This is a genomic window from Microcoleus vaginatus PCC 9802, assembly GCA_022701275.1.
GTDB lineage: Bacteria > Cyanobacteriota > Cyanobacteriia > Cyanobacteriales > Microcoleaceae > Microcoleus > Microcoleus vaginatus_A.
In genome coordinates, this window is the sequence record CP031740.1 from 3,693,892 (window position 1) to 3,712,736 (window position 18,845).

The 18,845-nt window shown below is 46.3% G+C and carries 24 protein-coding genes and 2 pseudogenes; 8 read left to right on the plus strand and 18 right to left on the minus strand.

Annotation, left to right across the window (positions count from 1 at the left end; genetic code table 11):
• Positions 1-80: 80 nt before the first annotated feature.
• Positions 81-812: a DNA-binding response regulator gene (locus tag D0A34_14935; GenBank protein UNU22309.1), complete on the minus strand. Its 732-nt coding sequence runs from the start codon at positions 810-812 to the stop codon at positions 81-83.
• Positions 813-976: 164 nt separating this feature from the next.
• Here D0A34_14935 and radA point away from each other — a divergent pair, with 164 nt between their 5' ends.
• The 6 genes and pseudogenes from radA to D0A34_14965 all read left to right on the plus strand — a co-directional run bounded on the left by radA (position 977) and on the right by D0A34_14965 (position 4,666).
• The gene (gene radA, locus D0A34_14940) at positions 977-2,512 is read left to right on the plus strand and encodes a DNA repair protein RadA (GenBank protein ID UNU20000.1); all 1,536 of its coding nucleotides are present in this window, start codon (positions 977-979) and stop codon (positions 2,510-2,512) included.
• A 45-nt stretch (positions 2,513-2,557) separates the two neighbouring features.
• A pseudogene (locus D0A34_14945) lies at positions 2,558-2,779 on the plus strand (type II toxin-antitoxin system prevent-host-death family antitoxin).
• Between the two features lie 88 nt (positions 2,780-2,867).
• Complete coding sequence (locus D0A34_14950; GenBank protein ID UNU20001.1) at positions 2,868-3,092, plus strand: hypothetical protein; 225 nt, start codon at positions 2,868-2,870, stop codon at positions 3,090-3,092.
• A pseudogene (locus D0A34_14955) lies at positions 3,092-3,304 on the plus strand (type II toxin-antitoxin system HicA family toxin). Before D0A34_14950 ends, D0A34_14955 begins: the two are co-directional and overlap by 1 nt.
• Before the next feature lie 106 nt (positions 3,305-3,410).
• Positions 3,411-4,265, plus strand: coding sequence for a TIGR02587 family membrane protein (locus D0A34_14960; protein ID UNU20002.1), 855 nt, complete (start codon positions 3,411-3,413; stop codon positions 4,263-4,265).
• Positions 4,262-4,666: a TIGR02588 family protein gene (locus D0A34_14965; GenBank protein ID UNU20003.1), complete on the plus strand. Its 405-nt coding sequence runs from the start codon at positions 4,262-4,264 to the stop codon at positions 4,664-4,666. Before D0A34_14960 ends, D0A34_14965 begins: the two co-directional genes overlap by 4 nt.
• Positions 4,667-4,811: 145 nt before the next feature.
• On the opposite strand, the gene D0A34_14970 is transcribed toward D0A34_14965, so the two are convergent.
• The 8 genes from D0A34_14970 to D0A34_15005 form a co-directional block, all read right to left on the minus strand.
• A complete protein-coding gene (locus tag D0A34_14970; GenBank protein ID UNU20004.1) occupies positions 4,812-5,405 on the minus strand; it encodes a CPBP family intramembrane metalloprotease in 594 nt (197 codons plus the stop codon).
• Between the two features lie 46 nt (positions 5,406-5,451).
• Positions 5,452-6,519: a DUF3326 domain-containing protein gene (locus D0A34_14975; GenBank protein ID UNU20005.1), complete on the minus strand. Its 1,068-nt coding sequence runs from the start codon at positions 6,517-6,519 to the stop codon at positions 5,452-5,454.
• On the minus strand, positions 6,516-6,707 hold the full coding sequence (locus tag D0A34_14980) for a hypothetical protein (protein UNU22310.1): 192 nt from the start codon (positions 6,705-6,707) through the stop codon (positions 6,516-6,518). The genes D0A34_14975 and D0A34_14980 overlap by 4 nt, the downstream gene beginning before the upstream one ends.
• A gap of 57 nt (positions 6,708-6,764) precedes the next feature.
• Entirely contained in the window at positions 6,765-7,082 is a 318-nt protein-coding gene (locus D0A34_14985) for a ferredoxin (protein UNU20006.1), read from the minus strand.
• Between the two features lie 243 nt (positions 7,083-7,325).
• Complete coding sequence (locus D0A34_14990) at positions 7,326-7,865, minus strand: Uma2 family endonuclease (GenBank protein ID UNU20007.1); 540 nt, start codon at positions 7,863-7,865, stop codon at positions 7,326-7,328.
• A gap of 132 nt (positions 7,866-7,997) precedes the next feature.
• Positions 7,998-9,179, minus strand: coding sequence for a DUF697 domain-containing protein (locus D0A34_14995; GenBank protein UNU20008.1), 1,182 nt, complete (start codon positions 9,177-9,179; stop codon positions 7,998-8,000).
• A gap of 196 nt (positions 9,180-9,375) precedes the next feature.
• Positions 9,376-9,915: a Uma2 family endonuclease gene (locus D0A34_15000; protein UNU20009.1), complete on the minus strand. Its 540-nt coding sequence runs from the start codon at positions 9,913-9,915 to the stop codon at positions 9,376-9,378.
• A gap of 624 nt (positions 9,916-10,539) precedes the next feature.
• A complete protein-coding gene (locus D0A34_15005; protein ID UNU20010.1) occupies positions 10,540-10,983 on the minus strand; it encodes a hypothetical protein in 444 nt (147 codons plus the stop codon).
• A gap of 144 nt (positions 10,984-11,127) precedes the next feature.
• Here D0A34_15005 and D0A34_15010 point away from each other — a divergent pair, with 144 nt between their 5' ends.
• Both D0A34_15010 and D0A34_15015 read left to right on the plus strand, forming a co-directional pair.
• On the plus strand, positions 11,128-11,340 hold the full coding sequence (locus D0A34_15010) for an XRE family transcriptional regulator (GenBank protein UNU20011.1): 213 nt from the start codon (positions 11,128-11,130) through the stop codon (positions 11,338-11,340).
• A gap of 57 nt (positions 11,341-11,397) precedes the next feature.
• The gene (locus D0A34_15015) at positions 11,398-11,610 is read left to right on the plus strand and encodes an XRE family transcriptional regulator (GenBank protein UNU20012.1); all 213 of its coding nucleotides are present in this window, start codon (positions 11,398-11,400) and stop codon (positions 11,608-11,610) included.
• Between the two features lie 96 nt (positions 11,611-11,706).
• On the opposite strand, the gene D0A34_15020 is transcribed toward D0A34_15015, so the two are convergent.
• The 9 genes from D0A34_15020 to D0A34_15060 form a co-directional block, all read right to left on the minus strand.
• Positions 11,707-12,657: a F0F1 ATP synthase subunit gamma gene (locus D0A34_15020; GenBank protein UNU20013.1), complete on the minus strand. Its 951-nt coding sequence runs from the start codon at positions 12,655-12,657 to the stop codon at positions 11,707-11,709.
• Positions 12,658-12,788: 131 nt separating this feature from the next.
• Entirely contained in the window at positions 12,789-14,306 is a 1,518-nt protein-coding gene (atpA, locus tag D0A34_15025; protein ID UNU20014.1) for a F0F1 ATP synthase subunit alpha, read from the minus strand.
• A 191-nt stretch (positions 14,307-14,497) separates the two neighbouring features.
• Positions 14,498-15,043, minus strand: a complete 546-nt coding sequence (locus tag D0A34_15030) for a F0F1 ATP synthase subunit delta (GenBank protein UNU20015.1) — start codon at positions 15,041-15,043, stop codon at positions 14,498-14,500.
• Between the two features lie 3 nt (positions 15,044-15,046).
• Entirely contained in the window at positions 15,047-15,574 is a 528-nt protein-coding gene (locus D0A34_15035) for a F0F1 ATP synthase subunit B (protein UNU20016.1), read from the minus strand.
• 87 nt (positions 15,575-15,661) lie between these two features.
• The gene (locus tag D0A34_15040; protein UNU20017.1) at positions 15,662-16,147 is read right to left on the minus strand and encodes a F0F1 ATP synthase subunit B'; all 486 of its coding nucleotides are present in this window, start codon (positions 16,145-16,147) and stop codon (positions 15,662-15,664) included.
• A gap of 97 nt (positions 16,148-16,244) precedes the next feature.
• Entirely contained in the window at positions 16,245-16,490 is a 246-nt protein-coding gene (gene atpE / locus D0A34_15045) for an ATP synthase F0 subunit C (GenBank protein ID UNU20018.1), read from the minus strand.
• A 128-nt stretch (positions 16,491-16,618) separates the two neighbouring features.
• On the minus strand, positions 16,619-17,371 hold the full coding sequence (locus tag D0A34_15050; protein UNU22311.1) for a F0F1 ATP synthase subunit A: 753 nt from the start codon (positions 17,369-17,371) through the stop codon (positions 16,619-16,621).
• 61 nt (positions 17,372-17,432) lie between these two features.
• On the minus strand, positions 17,433-17,786 hold the full coding sequence (locus D0A34_15055; GenBank protein ID UNU22312.1) for an ATP synthase subunit I: 354 nt from the start codon (positions 17,784-17,786) through the stop codon (positions 17,433-17,435).
• A gap of 435 nt (positions 17,787-18,221) precedes the next feature.
• Complete coding sequence (locus D0A34_15060; protein UNU20019.1) at positions 18,222-18,671, minus strand: nitrate reductase associated protein; 450 nt, start codon at positions 18,669-18,671, stop codon at positions 18,222-18,224.
• Positions 18,672-18,845 lie beyond the last annotated feature (174 nt).

Consider the following 18,845-nt stretch of genomic DNA (forward strand, 5'->3'; position numbering starts at 1 on the left):
TTCACTGTTGACTGTTCACTGTTGACTGTTGGTTGTCAACCGTCAACCGTCAACCGTCAACTGCCAACTGCCAAGTGACTTTATCCTACTTCTCCAATTTCGACAATTCGCTGGAAGAGATAGCCGGTGCCGCGGGCGGTGAGAATTAATTCGGGATTGCTGGGGTCGTCTTCCAACTTTGCCCTAAGCCGCGAGATGTGAACGTCCACTACGCGGGTGTCTACGTGGCGTTCTGGGGTGTATCCCCAGACTTCCTGCAAAATTTCCGATCGCGAAAAAGGCTCTCCAGAACGGCTGACAAGCAGTTCTAACAGGCTGAATTCCATCCCCGTGAGCCTAATTCGTTCGTCGCCTTTGTAAACTTGGCGCTTGTTGGTGTCAATCCTAATATTGGTGACGTGGATGACTCCGGAGCTTGGAATTCCCGAGGCGCCGTTTTTGTCAACCCTCCGCAGTACCGAACGGATGCGGGCTTCTAGTTCTTTGGGAGAGAAAGGTTTGACGACGTAATCGTCGGCGCCCAATTCTAAACCGGTGATGCGATCGGCTACGTCTCCCAAAGCGGTTAGCATGATGATGGGCACGTCTGACTCTTTACGCAACTCCTGACAGACGCCGTAACCGTCTAGCTTCGGCATCATCACGTCCAAAACCACTAAGTCGGGTTCGGTGTTGCGAAATGTTTCGAGAGCTTCTTCGCCGTCAGCAGCGGTGACGACATCGTAGCCAATCATGGAAAGGCGAGTCTCCAGAATGCGGCGGATACTGGCTTCGTCATCGACTACCAGAATTTTTTCTTTATGGTTTTCCAAGTTACCGAGCACTCCTTAAGTTACATTTCAGATAATGTTAATTTTTTGTACCCTATCATAGAAGACACAAATTGAATTATGTGTGGGGATGGGTCTGAAAGCTTGATAAGTGCTTTAACTCAGACTTTTCTAAATGTTAGGGTGACTATTTATCATAGTAAACAATGCCTAAGCCTCGAATACAATATATTTGTCGGGAATGCGGGTATGATTCACCACAATATTTTGGCAGGTGTCCTAGCTGTCAGAAGTGGGATTCTTTTGACGAGCAGTTAGAACAACCTACTGCTGCTGTCTCGCGGGCTGGTTTAACTGGGGTGACAACTAAGACAGTGGGCGGTTCGCCCCCTGATAAGTCGAAGGGTCAACCAAGGGTATCTTTCAGATTATCGCAGATTTCCGACCAAACTCAGTCTCGCTGGCCTTCGGGTTACGGGGAACTGGATCGAGTTTTGGGAGGCGGGATCGTTCCCGGATCGCTGGTGTTGATTGGGGGGGAACCGGGAATCGGGAAATCGACGCTGCTGTTGCAGGTGGCGAATATGTTGGCCCGCAAGGATCGGATACTGTATGTCAGTGCGGAGGAGTCCGGCCAGCAGGTGAAGTTGCGATCGCAGCGTTTGGGCGTGGCTAATCCGGTTGAATTGTCAAGCAACGGCGGGCATAAATCGGGTAGCAACGGGGAAGCTAAAAGGGATTCCGAGGATAATTCAGCGGAGAATTTCTATTTGCTTCCAGAGACGGATTTAGAGGTTGTTTTGCGGGAGTTGGAAGCCCTGAAACCGAATGTGGCGGTGATTGACAGCATCCAAACTATTTATTTTGCTAGTTTAACATCGGCTCCGGGTTCGGTGGCTCAGGTGCGGGAATGTACGTCTGCTTTGATGCAGGTTGCGAAAAGGGAAAACATTACTTTATTTATTGTCGGTCACGTTACTAAAGATGGAGCTTTGGCGGGGCCGAGGGTTTTGGAACATTTGGTAGATACTGTACTGTATTTTGAGGGCGATCGCTTTGCTTCTCATCGACTTTTGCGGTCGATGAAAAACCGTTTTGGTGCCACTCACGAAATCGGTGTTTTTGAAATGGTAGCCAACGGTTTGCGAGAAGTAAATAATCCGTCGGAGTTGTTTTTAGGGAATAGAGATGAATTTTCTCCCGGTACTTCGACGACTGTTACTTGCGAAGGAACTCGACCGATTTTAGTGGAAATTCAGGCGTTAGTCAGCCCTGCAAGTTTCGGTTCGCCGCGCCGCACTACTACTGGTGTGGACAATGCTAGATTGCAGCAAATTTTAGCTGTTTTGGAGAAAAGGGTGGGGATTCCTTTATCTAAATTAGATGTGATTTTGGCGACGGTGGGCGGGTTGAAGGTGGACGAACCGGCGGCGGATTTGGCAGTTGCGATCGCCGTTGTGGCCAGTTTTCGCGATCGGGTGGTTGATGCACGCACTGTTTTGCTCGGGGAAGTGGGTTTGGGGGGACAGGTGCGGCCGGTTTCGCAATTAGAGTTGCGGCTGAGGGAGGCGGCGAAATTGGGTTTCAAAAGGGCGATTATTCCTAAGAATCAACCGGTGCCAGAGTTAGGAATGGAGATTATTCCGGTGGCGAAGGTAATCGATGCAATTATTGCGGCGATTCCGGCTACTCCGGCTCAGTTGCAGTCGGTTGATTTGGAGGAAGAGGATTTGTTGAATTGACTTAGAATTGTGATGTTTGAAAATGAGATTAAGGAGGTACGAAGTATGTCTCAAGTAGACATTATTGAGGCAAAATAAAAGCTTGGGGAATTAATCGAAGCGACAATGAGAGGCGAAGAATTTGCGATTACTCAAGATAACCAGCCTGTTGTAAAATTGGTAGTAATTCCCAAACAAGCTAAACCCAATCGCCAAGCAGGAAGTGCCCAAGGAATGGTTGGGATGTCCGATGATTTTGACGAACCCCTAGAAGAGTTTAAGGAGTAGATGGAATGAGGTTGTTGTTGGACACTCATGCCTTTATTTTGATGCTTATGTGCGGGTGTGGTGAATTAAGAAAAATAAAGAGGCGAAGATGAAACAATTTAGAATCCTCATTGAAAAACATTCCGATGGTTATGTCGCCTATCCCCTTAGTATCAAAAGTGCCGTAGTTGGTGAAGGTGACACCCATGAAGAAGCCTTAGCTGATGTCAAGTCAGCTATTCGTTGCTACATCGAAGTAGTTGGCAAAGAAACAAGGGAAAACGAATCACCTGGGAGCGAGACTTTTTTAGTAGAAGCAGAGGTGGCTATTTAATGTCAAAGTTTCCTGTCCAGGCTTCTAAAAGACGAGTCATCAGAACATTTCAGTTGTTGGGTTTTCGCATTATTACAAAAGGCGAACATATTGTCATGGTGCGATAGAATCAGGATGGCACGGAGACTCCGTTAGTAATGCCTAACCACGAGCAAATAAAATCAGGGACACTGAGAGCAATTTGTACTCAGGTGGGAATTTATAGAGAGTAATTTTTAATAGCTTATGCACAAAGTTGAGTGCAAATGCTCTCTACGATAACACTTGAAATATGTTAAATTATAGATAGCCTTTTTTGAGGTACGTTTTCACTAAATAATGAAGAAATCAAAAAGACGCAAAAATCAGTGGTCAAATGAACTAAACGACATCATTCGAGGCGCATCTGGCGGCTTTTTGTTCGGGATTCCCCTGCTTTATACGATGGAAGTTTGGTGGATTGGTTCGTATACTAAACCAGCGGAAATGTCGATCGCGATCGCAACTACTTTTATCGTCGTTTTCTTGCTGACTCGCACTGAAGGTTTTCGCAAAACTAAGGACATCCGTTGGCTAGATGCTGCAATCGATACCGTAGAAGCGATCGCCATCGGCATTGTCTGCGCGGCTTTGATCCTGTTTTTGCTCAGGGAAATTACGCCGGAGACTCCACTGCAAGAAACTCTAGGGAAAATAATCTTTGAAGGCCTGCCCTTTGCCTTGGGAGTTGCCCTGGCGAACGGTTTTTTGAGCGGCGATCGCTATCAAAGTTCAGACAGCGACAACGAACCTACCATTAATCCAACTGTAGCAGATATCGGCGCTACTTTAATAGGCGCGATGATCATTGCTTTCAACATCGCCCCAACTGACGAAATTCCCATGCTAGCTGCAGCTATTTCGCCACCTTGGCAATTAGCAATTATCGCTGCTTCGCTGCTAATTTCCTACGGTATTGTATTTGCAGCAGGGTTTACCGATCAAGCAAAACGCCACCAGCAGCAAGGGATTTTTCAGCGTCCCCTCAGCGAAACTGTCATGGCGTATTTAGTGTCGCTGGCGGCTTCTGCATTTATGATGTTTTTCTTCCAAAAACTCAGTTTTGACGACCCGTGGTCGATTTGGTTGAGCTATACGTTAGTATTGGGATTGCCGGCGACAATTGGCGGCGCGGCGGGGAGGTTGACGGTATGACGGAAAGTAATAACGAACAGCAACCAAAAAAAACTTTTGCTGAATGGGCGACATTTGCGATCGCCTGCTTCATCCTTTTTACCCTCACTGGACTCGTACTCTACAACTGGCTGGCTAAAAAGCAGGAACCTCCGGTTATTTCTGTCACTCGCAACACGCCTATTCGCGAAACTCAAGGGCAATTTTACGTACCGTTTACCGTAACTAACACGGGCGGCGAAACGGCCGAATCAGTGCAAATTATTGCCGAATTGCGCGTCAATGGCGAAGTCGTTGAATCCGGCGAGCAACAAATAGATTTTTTGTCAAGCGGCGAAACGGAAGAAGGAGCTTTTATCTTCAGCCGTAACCCCAGTCAAGGTCAATTGAGCGTGCGATCGAGCAGTTATCAACTACCTTAACAAAGTTTTTAACTATCGTGTCCGGTAAGTGTGACCCTAATAAAATTTTGTCGCTGGGTGGGGGCGGGTTTAAAAATACTTTGGTTATTAAGCAGAGATACGGGTGAACCCGCCCCGACCTCAATATTATTGTAGTGCGATCGATCTACCGCTTCACGGCATTGTGTTCCCACTTCCAAACACAGCTAGAAATCAAATTCGTACAGATATGAGCCGTAATTGGCACTAACAAATTCCCAGTAGCTAAAACGCTGTAACCCAACAGCAATCCGACAGCCGTTGCCCAAACAGCATAAGGCCACTGATCCATGCCTCCCAAGTGCAGAATACCGAAACAAAAACTCGATAAAACTAAACTGGTAACATTCAATCCTAAAGCAGACAGCATCACGCCTCGAAATAGCAATTCTTCGCTAAGTCCCGGCAGCAGTCCCAGCCAAATTAAATCAGGCCAAAACAAAGGTTTGAGCACTACTTCCAAGTAAACGTCTGCACTCCGGCGATAACCCGGCCAGAGGTGATAAACGATCGCACTGCCGCCTGTAATTGCCAGTCCGATCGCACATCCTTTGAGCAAGTCGATTCCTATCAATTTGACTGGCAAAAGCGATACCGATCCAAATAGCAACCACAATTTAGCAACCGCCAGCAACATAATTGCTGTCACGCCCATTGCTATTAAAACTTGGGTGCGCGTCAAGGGTTCAATTTCAGGATTTTGGGGAAGTTTTTCTGCCACTTAATCACTTTTATATTTGAGGTTTGAGATTTTAGATTTGTTGAGTTTAGTCAGACAAACAACGCAGGGAGGAGATGTCTGCACCCAAGGAAGCTGGACTGATGCCGGCCCGCAAAGCGACCAAAACTCCGATCGCCTCTAAATATGAGTTTACCTGCAAAGCTTTGATTCCGAGTTTTTCTGGAGTCGCCTGCATCTGGGTTTTGTTGTCGCCCACAGCGATGATTTGTACCGACGATCGCCCACTCAAACTCAGAATAGCACTGCCGCCGCAGGCTGTGGCGGGTATTACCACCGCATCGACTCGATCGACGGTAATTGATAATTGATTGTGCTGCTGGCTTTCTGGCGCTACCAATTGCGGAGCTTTGCTGAGGCCCGCAAGCACGCAAGGTAGGAAAGTATAGCCGATCTCCTCAGCAGCCGATCGCGGGGACAGGTGCGGATCGAGGGGAAGCGCAGACAGGGCGGGGGCGTGGGCGCAGGGGATTTTAAACGTCCTGACGACGAGGTGGCTGATCACAGCTTCCGCGCCGGCGAGGGGGTCAACTCCTTTGCCGCGGCGGTAGTTTTCGAGGGCGAGGCTGCCTTCATCGTCGGGAAATCTGGCCACAACTGCGATCGCCTCTACTCTTGCTTGTTTGATTAATTTTTCGGCTGCGCGCAATAAACTGTCTGGATTGCCGATCGTCCCCCAGGATGCCCCTGATTCAGAAATACGCAATTCTACTTGCAGGGAGCGATCGGTTAAAACACAATCAGTTATATTCAAACCCAATGTAGCTCTCGTTGCATCAACGGCTTGCAAGTGGCGCAACTGCAAGTCTGGTTCGATCGCGGAATCGAGGATTAAGCCGATGCGATTTTGATGTACCGGTTGCAGTCCCCAGCATCCGGCAGCAAATTTGTCCAGGGCGTAACCTTCCACGTAGAGAGCGTTAGGTATCGGCCAATAAAGTTGAGCGCCGTTGAGGACGTTGGGGTGAGTGATCAGGGTGTCTGAAATTTGGGCGATCGCCCTAGCCACCGGCAGCGCATCTCCTGCAAACCCACCAATCGAGGCTCCAACGCCTGTGGGAACGATCAAAACCACTGTCAAAGGGCGGGGGTTCACGGTGTTGCGGAGGATGCTTCCACGAGCACGTAGCCTTCTACCACAGCCTTTTGCCGAGCGACATCCACGTCTGTGACTGCCCACCGCAGGGGTTCGCCGTACTTTTGCAGTTCAATTTCAATAGCCGAGTGCAGTTGCTCGGGGGTCTCGTGGAGGTCAACTTCTGCGGAAACGAAATGGGTGGTCATAGGGCGATCCATAGTGGTTTTACCGCTAACGGTACTTAGGTCAATTTTAGCTTAGTCCTAGGATTTACCGAATTGGCGATCGTACACAATGTCTTCTTTTTCGGTTTCTATCTTCAAGTTCGATCGGGGATAAGCAATGCACAGCAACACATAACCTTCTGCCTGAAGTTCGGGACTGACGCCCATGCAATCAACTTGCTCAACTTCACCCTCAATAACTTTAGCAGCGCAAGTAGTACAAACCCCCGCATTGCAAGAGTTAGGCAGATCAATGCCCGCAGCGTTTGCCGCCTGAAGAATTTGTTTATCTTCCGGCACTTCTACGGTATAGGTACTGCCTTGGTGGATCAATTCAACAGTGTAAGTCTTAGACATATTTCAATTATTGGTTGTAATTCCCAATTGGAATTTACGCTACATTTGCAAACAAAGCAATAAGTATTTTACCGCTCTTTGTGATTTGGTGCAATTTTACAACTGCATTTTTTATTGATAATTTTTTTTATTAATTAGCGGGGCGAACCCGCGGCATTTTGTCAATGACTTTTTCACAAATTATTACAAGCCTCACGGGCAAAGCCTGCCAAAAAGCACTTATACCTAATTAATTTTAGACCTTCAAGCCAACAACTCGTCAACAGGAACACTAAAACCCCCCAGCACTAGCTGAGTGCTGACTGTAGAACCCAGGTTAAAGGTTAACTTTTGACTTTGAGTCATGATCAATATCCAGCGACTTTCTGGAAAAAGAACCCAAGCTTCCAGACAACCTGAATCTAAATATTCTTGTGCTTTTAGAAATATTTCTTCCGCAATATCAGTAGGAGAAACTATTTCAGCAATTAACGGCGGACTTTGAGGCAAAGTAGGAACATCGCCATATTGAGCAACAAGTTCAGGAGTCAGATAAGCTACATCAGGACGGCGCACTCGCCTGTCTGTACGACAAGGAACTTCTGTATAAACTTCGCCGCCTTGTCCGCTCGATATCTTATAACTTCTCCAACAATAATCTAGTCGAGATTGGATTCGACTGTGTTTTACTGTCCTGCCATTTTTCTCCACGATTTGCCCGGCAACCCATTCCATGCAGTCGGGGGGATTAGCCATGAAGTCTTCTAGAGAAACATTTTCTGATAAAACGGCAGCCATTACCATACCCATTTACTTTCTTTTGCAGAATTCACTCATATTGTAGCAATCAATTGGTAATGGGTAATTGGGAATTGGAACTAACAAATAACCTATGCCCTATGCCCTATACCCCCTGCCCTATGCCCCATGCCCAATTTACTCAATATTAATTTGATTGGGAGGTTTAGGTTGCTCCGGTTTCTCATCCTTCAAAGTTTTACGCCCAGAACTAGCATAATCCTTGTACAATTCCACAAACATCTTGGTCAACTGCTGCAAAGAAAGTTGTTCTCCATTAACTTGAGCTTTCATATAAGCTTTAAGCACCTCAATGTAAGCCAAACCGAGGGCAAGCGTGAGAGCTGCTGCCGTTGCACCGGAGATAGCACCGCCGACAACTGTACCCGCACCAGGAATGATTTTAATCAAATTAGTCACAATACTTCGGCCAACAGCAGTAACCCCGCCTGTGCCGCTAATAGCAGACAGCATCGCCGAAATAAAGCCCTTATCAAAGGGCATTCCAAAAATCACAGTAATATTAGCAATCATTGCCGTTTGCATCGCCATCAAAATCGGCGCATCAGCAAACGGTACAGGAGTCGCACCGACAATTGCAGAACCTGCAACATAAGCACTTAAATACTTAAATGCCATATCGGATTTGAGCGCAATATTAGCAATTTGTTCTTTAACAAAAGCTTTTTTAGCTACTTCCGGCAGCAGTTGAAAAGTTGCATCTACCAACTTATCTAAACCGTGAGATTTTACTGTATAATCCTCATCAATTTCTTCCGGCTCAGCCATGACGGGGATGATTTGACTGACGGGCAAATTCATGTGTTCCAGTTGCTTGAAAAACTCGCCCGGCTTTTTAGATGTCGTCTGAGTCAGCACTAAAACAACTGGTACGTCTTTGACTTCCATTTCTTTTAGCCAGTTTTCCTCGACAGATTCTATTCTATTGGCGCTGTGATTGATGCAGTACCAGATGACGTGAATGTGTTCTTTGGGATGCAGGAGTCTTTGGTCTTCAATTAGTTTAGCAACGTTTAATTGAATAACTTTAATTTGTTCGGCATTGAGTTCGAGTCCCGGAGTATCGTAGACTGTAATTGGGCAATTCGGTTTGGTATATTGGCGAATGCCTTGAGTGATGGGGCGGCCGACTCCAGTTTCTGCTAAGCGTTGGCGAAAAACGGAATTTATTAGGGTACTTTTGCCGACGCCGGTTTTGCCGATGACTAAAACATTGCACTGTCCCACTTGGTTTTCTGCGTCTTTGAAGGCGTAGTAACTTCTATTTAAAAGCTCGTCTAAGGAAAAGTCGTCTGACATGGCGGTTTGCTCCGATAAGGGTGGGATATTAATTCAATACCACCGAATAGAATTCCGATGCTCTACAAACGAAGTCCGCGTAGGCGGACTGGGGGAGTCTTAAGAATATTGTAGCAATTTGATTTAAGAACTGGTGCAACGGGTAGAGGATAGTTTTGTGTCGCGTGCTGCTACATGAAAGGTTGTAGAATTTAGTTTAAGCTAGCAATCGATCGACATCAATGCTAAAACCGATCAGGATTTGTTGGGTGCTGGCGGTATCGCCGGATCGAAATGTCAATACTTGATTTTGAGTCATCACAAATACTAAATGACTTTCGGGAAAAACTAGCCAAACTTCCTGACAGCTAGATTCTAAATATTCCTGTGCTTTTAGAAAGACATCTTCAGCGATATCGGTGGGTGAAACTATTTCGGCAACTAAAGGGAAACTTTGGGGTAAAGTGGCAAGGTTGCCAAATTGTGCAACTAATTCGGGTGTGAGATAAGCGACATCGGGGCGGCGAATTTGTCGGTTAGTGCGGCAAGGAACCTCGACATAAGCTTCTCCCCCTTGTCCGCTAGAATTTTTGTAATCTTCCCAAAAATTCCCCAGTCTCAACTGAATTTTACCCGTCTTTAGTGTCATGCCATTTTTCTCCACAAGTTGGCCGTCTACCAATTCCATGTTATCGGGCGGAGCGACCGTGAAATCTTCTAGAGTAAAATTATCCTGTACAGCAGTAGCAGTGACCATAGTTATTTCCTCGCTTTTACCAAACTCACTTGTTACTATTATGGCTGATATGATGATAAGTTATTGCGTGATGAGTACCCGCACTTTACGGTAGTTTCTCCCGCACCGAAAGCCAAGAGTTTAGTTGTTCATCTAAAACATACTTATCGTTGTTAGCGAGTGCTGCGATAACTTTCATTAGTGATGCTTGAGTTTCTCAGATGTTGACGAAAAAAGGAACAGTGGCAGCGGAATTGTTTTCGACCAAATCGAAGAATGCTTGGATTTGTTATCCTAAATTCCTGTAGAGAGCGGGTAATCGCCACCGCCTGGGATATTTGAAAGGTTACTCATGGGCTTAGCTGAGATAGAGGGGGAAGCGCATGGAGAAATTATAACTGTTGTAGTCGAGCTTGTACCACTTTTTTGAATGTTTGCTGCGAGTAATTCCTGTAGGGGCAATCCCCCCGTTGTTGCCCCGATCTTTCGGGCGGGCACGGGGGCACCGCCACTACAGGGGGGGGCAGGAGTTTATGAGAGTTACGCATACCAAAGAAACCGGGTTTTTTACTTTAGTTAAAGGCTGGGCGTGAAGTATTGTTGCAAAAAAAATCGATTTCTAATCACCCGTGTTTCAGTCATAATTTAGAAATTTTCTAGCAGAGATTTCTCTTGTGCATAAACCTTTCGCAGCGACTCCAGAGCTATTCGACTTAACATCAATTTAATCACCCCTACCATTTCCCCCCACTCCAACAATTCAGAAACACAAACAGCTTTTTGAAATCTCGTCGCATAAAAATCCACCCAAAAATCCGGCGCGTGTCTCTCTTTTTGACTCGCTATCCGGCGCTTCCAATAACCAAAATCTAAACCAGAGGGCGATTCCACTCCCAAAACAGGCGGAAAGTCGGCATAACTCACAAACCGACTCATGCCTTTGGCGTGCACGTACAGGATATGCGCCCAGCACTCGAAGCGATATATTTGTTCTACCTTGATTTTCAGCAGCCGCGCGATCGCCTCTTTCGTCACAAACCGGCTCAATCTGTGTCTGGGGGTTGATTTTCGCGAAAATTTTGTTAACATGATGTTAAGCAAATCCTTTGTAAAGAGTACAAACTTTTGTAAAGGGATTGAATTTGGATAGGCGATCGCTTTTTAGTTTTCCAGACCTGGGAGCGATCGCTTTTTACGATATTTTTATTAAAAACTAAATCTAGTTTTTTGTCAATGGGTTTAATTAGATTGCGGGTTAAAGAATTTGCTGCTGAGAAAGGCTGGACGATCAAAGAGGTTTCTGAGCGATCGGGAGTCATTTACAGCACACTCACCACCTATTCACGTTCTCCGGGAATGGCAATGGTTGATTTTACTTGTCTGCTGAAGTTGGCACGTACTTTTGACGTGATGGTGGAAGATTTGGTTGAGGTCGTCAAAGAGTAGGCGATCGCTTTTTACAGTACAATTCTCTGACTTATATTAATCACATCTCAAGAGGTTATGGGCTTAATTAAGTTGCGGGTTCGAGAGTTGGCTGCTGAGAAAGGCTGGACGATCAAAGAGGTTTCAGAGCGATCGGGCGTAGTCTACAGTACCCTCAGAACCTATGCCCGATCGCCTGGGTTAGCAACTGTTGACGTGACAGCCTTGCACAAGTTGGCGAGGACTTGTGATTTGTCGATTGAAGATTTGTATGAGATTGTGCAGGAATAGGCAATCGCTTTTACAGACTAATTATCCAGATCTTAAAAAAAGCGCCTGAGTTGCCTCAGACGCCTACCATAAAATCAACAAATTGTCAACCCTAACCTAACCATTCAAAGCCTCAGCACCGCCGCAAACTTCCAGGATTTCCTGAGTAATTGCCGCTTGCCGCGCCTTGTTATAAGTCAGCGTCAAACTACCGATCAAATCGCTAGCATTCTCACTAGCATTATTCATCGCCGTCATCCGCGCCGCCAATTCGCTAGCAGCAGACTCTTGCAAAGCCCGCAGCAATTGGTTGTTCAAATACAAGGGCAAAAGAGCCTCCAGAATTTGCGCCGGATCTTGCTCGAAAATCATGTCTCTGGGCAAACTCTTCGTAGGTGAAGCAACCTTCTCCCGCGATACTTGAAACTGTCCGCCTTGCGATGTCAAGCGGAAGATTTCATCATCGGGAGTTTCCAAACCTTGGGGGTCGAGGGGCAGCAAGGTTTGAATTACCGGACGCGAACTAATTAGCGACACAAACTTGGTGTAAATTAGCTCAACTCTGTCCACAGTTCCCGACAGGAACAAGGAAAGCAATTCGTCAGCAATTTGTGCCGCTTCCGGTGCTGTGGGAATTTGTTCCAAGTTAGCGTAAGTAGCATCAATCGGCTGTTCGCGGCGCTGGAAATACTGAGTAGCTTTGCGTCCTACCAACACGTATTTGTAGTCTAAGCCTTCAGCTTTGATTTCCTTAGCGCGATTTTCGGCGTATCTGATGATGTTGCTGTTGTAGCCGCCGCACAAACCCCGATCGCCCGAAACTACCAACAGTCCCACAGATCGCACTTCGCGTTTTTTCAGCAGCGGCAAATCCAGGTTTTCAAACTGCAACCGTTCCGCCAAACCATACAATACCTCTGCCAGTCGATCTGCAAAAGGCCGAGTAGCAGTCACCTGTTCTTGAGCGCGGCGCACCTTTGCAGCGGCCACCAAACGCATCGCTTCTGTAATCTTTTTAGTGTTCTTGACCGACTTAATGCGATCGCGAATAGTTTTCAGATTTGCCATAACTTTCTCCTTACATCCTTGCCCGCATCTTCTTAATTAAAACCGCAGATTAACGCAGAGTAACGCAGATTAACTTCAGATTATCTACGTTAATCCGCGTTCATCTGCGGTTCAAAATTCCTACTTGTCTACTACGCAGAAACTAGAAAACTTTGCTTGTATTCAGTGATGCCTTCTTTCAGCAGCTTTTCAGCTTCATCAGTCAAGGCTTTTCCGCCTTGAACTATTTCGCCGTACTGAGGCTTGCTAGTCCGCAAATAGTCGCGCAAACCAACAGTAAACTTGCTGACTTTTTCCACCGGAATGTCATCCATATAACCGTTAATACCGGCATAGATTACAGCCACTTGTTCGTTCATCGGCAGAGGCGAGCTTTGCGGCTGTTTCAACAGTTCCCGCAAGCGCTGACCGCGCGACAATTGATTCTGAGTAGCTTTATCCAAGTCAGAAGCAAACTGAGAAAATGCTGCCAGTTCTTCAAACTGTGCCAATTCCAATTTCACCTTACCGGCTACTTTTTTCATCGCCTTAGTTTGAGCCGCCGAACCTACCCGCGATACCGAAATACCGGGGTTTACTGCCGGACGCAAACCAGCGTTAAACAAGTCAGAAGAAAGGAAGATTTGACCGTCGGTAATCGAAATTACGTTCGTCGGAATGTAAGCAGAAACGTCACCAGCTTGGGTTTCGATAATTGGCAAAGCAGTCATGCTGCCTTCGCCCAAGTCGTCGCTCAATTTAGCAGCGCGTTCTAGCAAGCGAGAGTGCAGATAAAACACGTCTCCGGGATAAGCTTCGCGACCGGGAGGACGGCGCAGCAACAGAGACATTTGGCGGTAAGCTTGTGCTTGTTTGGAAAGGTCATCGTAAATGACCAAAGTGTGCTTGCCTTTGTACATGAAATACTCGGCTAAGCTAGCACCTGTGTAGGGAGCCAAGTATTGCAGGGTTGCGGGGTCGCTAGCGTTGGCTGCTACTACGATCGTGTAGTCCATCGCGCCCTTTTCTTGCAGGACGTTGACGATGTTAGCTACTGTAGAAGCTTTTTGGCCGATCGCCACGTAAACGCAGATCACGTTTTCCGATTTTTGGTTAATAATCGTGTCGATCGCGATCGCAGTTTTACCGGTTTGTCTGTCACCGATAATCAGTTCCCGCTGTCCTCTTCCCACCGGAATCATCGCATCAATAGCGGTAATTCCTGTTTGCATGGGTTCGTAAACAGAACGGCGAGAAACAATCCCCGGTGCCGGAGATTCAATCAAGCGAGATTCAGTAGTTTTAATTTCTCCTTTGCCGTCAATCGGACGGGCCAAAGCATCAACTACCCGTCCCAACATTGCTTCACCCACGGGGACTTCAGCAATTCTGCCAGTAGCAGTAACTGCCGAACCTTCTTGAATGCCGAGGCCTTGGCCCATCAACACTGCACCGACGTTATCTTGTTCGAGGTTCAGTGCAATGCCCACGGTGCCGTCGGCAAATTCTAGCAATTCCCCAGACATGGCTTTATCCAAGCCATAAATCCGGGCAATGCCGTCGCCTACTTGCAGAACAGTACCGACGTTAGAGACTTTTACGTCTTGGTCGTACTGCTCAATTTGCTGGCGAATAATGCTGCTAATTTCGTCAGGTCTGATTGCTGCCATGTTAGTTATTATGTGTCAGTTGTCAGTTGTTAGTTGTCACTCGATGTTTTCGGCAAGAAAGAATAGGGATTTGCTAGTAAGAATTTGGGACTAACAACTCAAAAACAGAAATTAATTTATTCCTGCTTCCTGTTTGATTCTTCCTTCTTCCTTCTTCCTGCTTCCTTCTTCCTTCCTCCTGCTTCCTTAAATCAGGAATTCAAGCGAATTCCTAGACGCCGCAATTGTCCCCGCAGGCTGGCATCAATTACTTGAGAGCCTACTTTGATTATCACACCGCCGATTAAATCTGCGTCTATTTTGGTTTCAATTTCTACTTGACTAGCGCTGGTCATCGCCTGCACTTTCTCGCGCACAGTCTGCTGTTGAGCGTCTGAAAGCGGGACGGCCGATGTAACTTCAGCCAATACTGTTTGGTTGAGTTCTCGGAGCCTTGCCAAGTATTGTTTGCCAATTCCTTCTAAAAAAAGAATTCTTCCTTTGTCTACTAATAGCTTCAGAAAGCTGTGCATCAAGGGGTTCATTTCTTCACCCGCTATTTGCTGAATCACGGCTTTTTTAGCATCCGGTTTTACCAGCGGATTGGCTAAAAATTGACGCAAGTCTTCCGAACCTTCTAGCAGGCTCAGCAAGGAACGAATATCTTCGCCAAACTTCTCTGAGAGATTGCTGGACTGAGCCAGTGACATCAAGGCAGATGCGTAAGGCTGTAAGACTTCTGTGCTGACTGTACTCACGTTTTAGCCTCCCAGTAACGCAATGCTGCGATCGATTAATTGGTGTTGAGCGCTGTCGTCCAAGCTCGTTTTTAGCTGGCTTTCCACCTTTGCTAATGCCAGAGATACAACCGCCGATCGCAGTTGGGCGATCGCTCTTTCCCGCTCCGCTTCCAACTCTTGACCTGCTGTTGCTCTCATTCTTTCAACGTCTTGCGCTGCCTGAGCTAGAATTGCTTCTTTTGCTTTCTTGGCAGTTTCTTCAGCAGCGGCCCGAATTCGTTCCGCTTCTGCTTGCGCTTGAGTCAATTTTTGCTGTTGCTCTGCTAGAGCTGCTGCTGCATCTTTTTGGCGTTTTTCTGCTTCTTGAATCGCCTCTTGGATGCCCGAACGCCTCTCAGTCAGGATTTTACCTACAAATCCGCGCCCGAAATAAAACAGCACTGCAATAATAATGACCAGGTTAATCAGGTTGGTTTCTAAAATATCGAAATTTAAACCGAAACCACCTTCGCCGCTAGCTTCTGTGGCTAGCAATAAAACAGTCCCCATGATACTCTTCCATAATTGCGCGTGCAGATTGGGTGAAGCGATTTTAGATTTAAGATTCCATCCAAAATCTAAAACTCTTCGGTCTCGCTATTTGGCCAGCGACTGCCCTAATAGCTTTTCGAGAATTTGGCCGCTGAGCGCGTCTACTTGTTGTTCTAGTGAGCGCATTGCTTCTTGCTTTTGCTGCTCTATTTCTTGCCCAGCCTTTTCTCGCGCGACTTGAGCTTCTTGTTGAGCCTCAGCTACTTTGGCTGCCCCAATTTTTTGGGCATCAGCTTGAGCAGCAGCAATTACTGATTGAGACTGTTTGCGAGTTTCTCCCAGTTTTTGCTCGTACTGCTGCGCTAGTTGCTGAGCTTTTGCCAAGCGTTCTTGGGCGGAGACTTGAGTGTTGCGAATGTAATCGGCGCGATCGTCAATTGACTTGCTGAGCGGCTTGTAAAAAATTACATTCAAGACTGCGACTAGAATTAAAAACTGCACCGCCATCAGAGGCAGCGTAGCATCTATATCAAACAGTCCCCCTTCCTTAGCCGCTTCTTCAACTGCTAGTAATACTGTCCAGTGCATCATGATTTTTTGACGGCTTCCATCTAATTCGCTTAATCGATTTTAGATTTGAGATTTTGGATTAGAATCGCCAAAACCTCAAATCTAAAATTTCCAATTATTATGCGAAGGGGTTGGCAAACAGCAGCACTAGGGCTACGACCAAACCGTAAATTGTGAGCGCTTCCATGAACGCCAAACTCAACAGCAAGGTGCCGCGAATTTTACCTTCTGCTTCCGGCTGACGGGCAATCCCTTCTACAGCCTGACCTGCTGCATTACCTTGACCGATGCCAGGGCCGATTGCAGCTAAACCTACTGCCAAAGCGGCGGCAATTACGGAAGCGGCAGCAACTGTTGGGTTCATGATGATTTTCCTTATCTAAAGTACAAAATTGAGAACAGAAAGTCTACAGAATTGTCCGATGTGACGGGAGAAAGTTTGAGTTCAGAAATTTTCTTTTTCCTCCTTCATTCTTCGCCGTTTATCGTTAGTTAATCGTGATGTTCTTCGCCGTGACCGCCTTCTAGAGCTTCACCTATATAGGCTGCGGCTAAGGTTGCAAAAATCAAAGCTTGAATTGCACTGGTAAATAGTCCCAGAACCATTACTGGCAGAGGAACAAATAAAGGCACTAGCAACACTAGCACTCCGACCACCAATTCGTCCGCAAGAATGTTGCCAAACAAACGGAAACTTAGGGACAGAGGCTTAGTGAAATCTTCTATGATTTTGAACGGCAACATGAAAGGCACCGGTTCAACATAGTGGGCGAAATACCCCAAGCCGCTTTTGCTGAGACCTGCATAAAAATATGCTAGAGAAGTCAGCAGTGCAAATGCTACCGTCGTGTTGATGTCAGCGGTAGGAGCTCCCAATTCGCCTGATGGCAGCTTAATCAGCTTCCAAGGAATTAGAGCGCCAGACCAGTTTGACACAAAGATGAACAGAAATAATGTACCAATAAACGGTACCCAAGGGCGATATTCTTTTTCCCCAATTTGGTTTTTAGCCAAGTCGCGAATAAATTCCAGCGCATACTCCATAAAATTTTGCATTCCGCTGGGAATTCGCTGGATTTTGCTGGTTCCTAAAATCGAAACTACGACTAAAACGGCAATTACAAACCACGAGGTTAGAAAAACCTGCCCGTGCACTTTCAGATTGCCCAGTTGCCAGTACAACTGCTGGCCAACTTCCAATTCGGCGAGGGGGAAACGATTAAAGGTGTTTAGAACGTCAAGCATTGCCATTCAACGGGCTTCCCCATACAAATCGATGAGTTGAGTTGTGCTCTTCTTGCCTGACCTACCTGTAGTCTAGTGCTAATGCACTTCGGATCACGTAAACCAACAGCGCAGCTTTGTAAGTCAGAAATCCCAAAAATATCGGTAAAATCTGTAGCTGATTCCACTGTGTTCCTACTATCATCACCGCTAAAAACACACCGAGCCGTGTCTTGCTGATGCGCTGATTTTGGCTGCCGATTCGTTCAACGTCTCTAGCCAACATCTTTAAGTAAACCACACCTGTGCTCGCCCCAAGCAAATAATTCAGGGCAATATTGAGCGAGTAAAAAATCCAAACGGAGATAAAAATAATCGCCGTAAAAGCAAGGGTGTACGCCAACAACTCTTGTTGGAGGCGATAAAAGTCTTGCATGGGATTGCTAGTCTCGGACGAGGCTGTCGAGACTGTCGAGACTGTGCCAGCTTGAGGAATATCCTCGTTTGCTGCTGCGGGTTCGGTGGGTGTGTTTTGCGTGTTCACGAAGCTCAGAAACTAATGCAGGTAGCAGGCGAGTGCTTTGCAAACTCACAAAAATCATACCACGCTGCGGTAACAATACTTAAAATAAAATTAATCATATTTTCGGAATTTGGTGTCTGGCGCTTCGGAAACCTCAACCCGTTAAATGTCCGATCAACCTCACCCTACATCTCCCACCGCCCGACCGCACTCTCTTACACATTGTTTTTATTTTTCTCACTTAGTGAGTCTCACTTAGTGAGTGAGAACTGAGGACGATCGGGCAAATAGATGAGCAGACTCTCCCTTCTCGGACTCTGCGCCCTAAAAGTCAATTAAAACTTGATCTTATTCAATAACCTTAAACTCTTGAAGCGCCGGGATGAAATTTTTATTCTCGTGGCTCGATCGACTAAGCTTAATCAAAGCAAATCGCTGTAGAGGCTGCAAACTCGCCCACTGGGGCAAAGAAATTGTCACGCCGAGCTCTTGCGCTTTTGCAGAAACAGACTCCGGTACAGTTGCAGCATCCATCCAGGGGGGATTTTCATCAACCGCCAAATCACTTCCCGGTTTGCCTGTCTGTTGAATTAATACTTGGTTTAGCTGTTCTCGGTAATCGATAATTTCTGCTTTTGTCAAGCAAGGTAACTCTACAAGACTTTGCCGTTCTGCTTGGTTAAAATGATTCCAATCCTGCAACTTCAATTTAATGCCGCAAGTATCTAACTTGAGACGTACCTGCATCGGAATGCAGCGCAAAGCTTCGACAAAATCAGCTTCAAATTCAAAGAACATAAATTTAGCAATTTTAGATTTTAGATTTTAGATTTTAGATTTACTCTACAGCCGGGAGCTGGGGGCTTGTATCCCTTTTTGGATGATATTAATTGTATTTTAGATTTTAGATTTTAGATTATCGATTTACTCTACAGCCGATAATTGCAGAAAATTGAGTCAGCATTTATAATT

Excerpts from the sequence above, each read along its gene's own strand:
- atpE (UNU20018.1), bottom strand. The coding sequence starts at position 16,490 with ATGAACCCAACAGTTGCTGCCGCTTCCGTAATTGCCGCCGCTTTGGCA.
- D0A34_15055 (UNU22312.1), bottom strand. The coding sequence starts at position 17,786 with ATGCAAGACTTTTATCGCCTCCAACAAGAGTTGTTGGCGTACACCCTT.
- D0A34_15035 (UNU20016.1), bottom strand. The coding sequence starts at position 15,574 with ATGGGGACTGTTTTATTGCTAGCCACAGAAGCTAGCGGCGAAGGTGGT.
- D0A34_14990 (UNU20007.1), bottom strand. The coding sequence starts at position 7,865 with ATGGTAATGGCTGCCGTTTTATCAGAAAATGTTTCTCTAGAAGACTTC.
- D0A34_14995 (UNU20008.1), bottom strand. The coding sequence starts at position 9,179 with ATGTCAGACGACTTTTCCTTAGACGAGCTTTTAAATAGAAGTTACTAC.
- atpA (UNU20014.1), bottom strand. The coding sequence starts at position 14,306 with ATGGCAGCAATCAGACCTGACGAAATTAGCAGCATTATTCGCCAGCAA.
- D0A34_15005 (UNU20010.1), bottom strand. The coding sequence starts at position 10,983 with ATGTTAACAAAATTTTCGCGAAAATCAACCCCCAGACACAGATTGAGC.
- D0A34_15060 (UNU20019.1), bottom strand. The coding sequence starts at position 18,671 with ATGTTCTTTGAATTTGAAGCTGATTTTGTCGAAGCTTTGCGCTGCATT.
- D0A34_15020 (UNU20013.1), bottom strand. The coding sequence starts at position 12,657 with ATGGCAAATCTGAAAACTATTCGCGATCGCATTAAGTCGGTCAAGAAC.
- D0A34_15050 (UNU22311.1), bottom strand. The coding sequence starts at position 17,371 with ATGCTTGACGTTCTAAACACCTTTAATCGTTTCCCCCTCGCCGAATTG.
- D0A34_14980 (UNU22310.1), bottom strand. The coding sequence starts at position 6,707 with ATGACCACCCATTTCGTTTCCGCAGAAGTTGACCTCCACGAGACCCCC.
- D0A34_14965 (UNU20003.1), top strand. The coding sequence starts at position 4,262 with ATGACGGAAAGTAATAACGAACAGCAACCAAAAAAAACTTTTGCTGAA.
- D0A34_15040 (UNU20017.1), bottom strand. The coding sequence starts at position 16,147 with ATGATGCACTGGACAGTATTACTAGCAGTTGAAGAAGCGGCTAAGGAA.
- D0A34_15000 (UNU20009.1), bottom strand. The coding sequence starts at position 9,915 with ATGGTCACTGCTACTGCTGTACAGGATAATTTTACTCTAGAAGATTTC.
- radA (UNU20000.1), top strand. The coding sequence starts at position 977 with ATGCCTAAGCCTCGAATACAATATATTTGTCGGGAATGCGGGTATGAT.
- D0A34_14985 (UNU20006.1), bottom strand. The coding sequence starts at position 7,082 with ATGTCTAAGACTTACACTGTTGAATTGATCCACCAAGGCAGTACCTAT.
- D0A34_15015 (UNU20012.1), top strand. The coding sequence starts at position 11,398 with ATGGGCTTAATTAAGTTGCGGGTTCGAGAGTTGGCTGCTGAGAAAGGC.
- D0A34_15010 (UNU20011.1), top strand. The coding sequence starts at position 11,128 with ATGGGTTTAATTAGATTGCGGGTTAAAGAATTTGCTGCTGAGAAAGGC.
- D0A34_14960 (UNU20002.1), top strand. The coding sequence starts at position 3,411 with ATGAAGAAATCAAAAAGACGCAAAAATCAGTGGTCAAATGAACTAAAC.
- D0A34_14950 (UNU20001.1), top strand. The coding sequence starts at position 2,868 with ATGAAACAATTTAGAATCCTCATTGAAAAACATTCCGATGGTTATGTC.